This window comes from Xanthomonas sp. SHU 166 (genome assembly GCF_000364685.1).
In the GTDB taxonomy this organism is placed as follows: Bacteria; Pseudomonadota; Gammaproteobacteria; order Xanthomonadales; family Xanthomonadaceae; genus Xanthomonas_A; species Xanthomonas_A sontii.
Genome location: NZ_AQOJ01000514.1, coordinates 1 through 2355 on the forward strand (window position 1 = coordinate 1; position 2355 = coordinate 2355).

Consider the following 2355-nt stretch of genomic DNA (forward strand, 5'->3'; position numbering starts at 1 on the left):
CGCCGCCGAGATCGTCCCTCCCTGTCGCCGCACGCGCAGCCCTCGATGTAATAGGTCTGTGGCCCAATCACGATGCCCCGGCTCCGCCGGCCGTTTGGCGCCCCCCACCGATTTGCCGACAAAAGCCCCGATCGGCGACACTCGGGGCCTACTTGTTCTGCGATCCTGAATGCATCACGACACCAGTCTCATCGACATCATCGCGGTCGGGCTCGCGCTCGCCTTCATCCTCGGCACGCTCGCCCATCGCCTCAAACTCTCGCCGCTGGTCGGCTATCTGGTGGCGGGCATCTGCGTGGGCCCGTTCACGCCGGGCTTCGTCGCCGACCAGGCCCTGGCCACTCAGTTGTCGGAACTGGGGGTGATGCTGCTGATGTTCGGGGTGGGGCTGCACTTCTCCCTCGAAGACCTGATGGAAGTGAAGTGGATCGCGATCCCCGGCGCGCTGGCGCAGATCGCGGTCGCCACCCTGCTCGGCTGGGGGCTGGCCTGGAGCATGGGCTGGCCGACCCTGCACGGCCTGGTGTTCGGCCTGGCGCTGTCGGTGGCCAGTACCGTGGTGCTGCTGCGGGCGATGGAGGAACGGCGCCTGCTGGAAACCCTGCGCGGGCGCATCGCGGTCGGCTGGCTGATCGTGGAGGACCTGGTGATGGTGCTGGCGCTGGTGCTGCTGCCGGCACTGGCCGACGCACTCGGCGGCAAGGGCGCCGACACCGGAGCGATCCTCGGCGCGCTCGGCGTCACCCTGCTGAAGATGGCCGCGTTCGTGGCGGTGATGCTGGTGGTCGGCCGCCGCGCGATTCCGTGGGCGCTGGAGAAGGTCGCCGCGACCGGCTCGCGCGAACTGTTCACCCTATCGGTGCTGGCGATCGCGCTGGGCGTGGCGTTCGGCTCGGCCACCCTGTTCGGCGTGTCGTTCGCGCTGGGCGCCTTCTTCGCCGGCATGCTGCTGAAGGAATCCGAGCTCAGCCACAAGGCCGCCAACGACTCGCTCCCGCTGCGCGATGCCTTCGCGGTGCTGTTCTTCGTCTCGGTGGGCATGCTGTTCGATCCGCACATCCTGGTCGAGCATCCGTGGCAGGTGCTGGCCACGTTCCTGACCATCACCGTCGGCAAGTCGCTGGCCGCCTTCGTGATCGTGCGGGCGTTCGGCCACCCCACCGGCATCGCCCTGACCATTTCCACCAGCCTGGCGCAAATCGGCGAGTTCTCCTTCATCCTGGCCGGCCTGGGCGTGAGCCTGGCGATCCTGCCCGAGACCGGCCGCGACCTGATCCTGGCCGGCGCGCTGCTGTCGATCATCGCCAACCCGCTGCTGTTCACCTGGCTGGACCGCTGGCAGGCGCGGCAGGCGGTGGAGGCGCCGGTGACGGTGGAGCCGGAGTTGCCGCCGGGCCCGTCGCTGGACCTGGTCGACCACGCCATCGTGATCGGCTACGGCCGGGTCGGCAGCGCGCTGGCGGCGGTGCTGCGCGAGCGCGGCGTGCCGGTGCTGGTGATCGACGACAACCGCGACCACGTCGAGCGCGCTCACGCCGACGGCATCCCCGGCATCCGCGGCAGCGCCGCCGCCGACCGGGTGCTGGCCGAGGCGCACCCGGACAAGGCCAAGATCGCGATCCTGGCGATCCCGCAGCCGCTGGAGGCCGGCGAAGCCCTGGCCAAGCTGCGTGCGCTGAACCCGGCACTGACCCTGCTGGCGCGTGCGCACAGCGACGCCGAGGTCAAGCACCTGCTCGACCACGGCGCCGACGGCACGGTGATGGCCGAGCGCGAACTGGCCTATTCGCTGGCGGAAATGGTGATGGCGACGCCGCCGTATCGGGGGATGCGTGCCGCCGCACGCTGAGGCCTTGACCGCAGGGATTGGGGATCAGGGATTGGGGATTCGCAAAAGCGGCTCCTCTTCGGCGAGTGAGTCGCAGCGAAAAGCGCGGTAGCGCACAGAAAGCGTCTACGGCGGCTGGGAAGGCCCGCGGCCGATCGTCTTGATAAGCATTCTCGTTTACGGCAGGATTGCGCTCCCTTCCCCAGTTCCGCGCGCCCTCCCCCATGGCCTGCAAGATCGGGTTGCTCAACTCCGTGCCCAGTGCCCTGCTGTGCGAGATGTTCGGGCATGTCGGCTACGACTTCGCGGTACTCGATCTGGAACACGTGCTGCGCTCGCCCGCCGAGCTGGAACACGCCATACGCGCCTGCGAGCTGGGCGGCTGCGAACCGTGGGTGCGCGTGCCCGAGGTCGATGCCAAGCTGATCGGCCGGGTGCTCGATGCCGGCGCCCGCGGCGTGGTCCTGGCCGGGCTGGACAGCGCCGAGCAGGCCGAGCGCGCGGTCGCCGCCGCGCACTTCCCGCCA

General features: G+C 69.6%; 2 protein-coding genes. Both read left to right on the plus strand.

All coding sequences use genetic code 11. From position 1 onward, the window contains the following. Window positions 1–169 precede the first annotated feature (169 nt). The gene (ybaL, locus tag D180_RS13115) at window positions 170–1849 is read left to right on the plus strand and encodes a YbaL family putative K(+) efflux transporter (RefSeq protein WP_017913146.1); all 1680 of its coding nucleotides are present in this window, start codon (window positions 170–172) and stop codon (window positions 1847–1849) included. 203 nt (window positions 1850–2052) lie between these two features. Next, window positions 2053–2355: aldolase/citrate lyase family protein (locus D180_RS13120; RefSeq protein ID WP_017913147.1), on the plus strand; the 303-nt coding region annotated here is incomplete at its 3' end.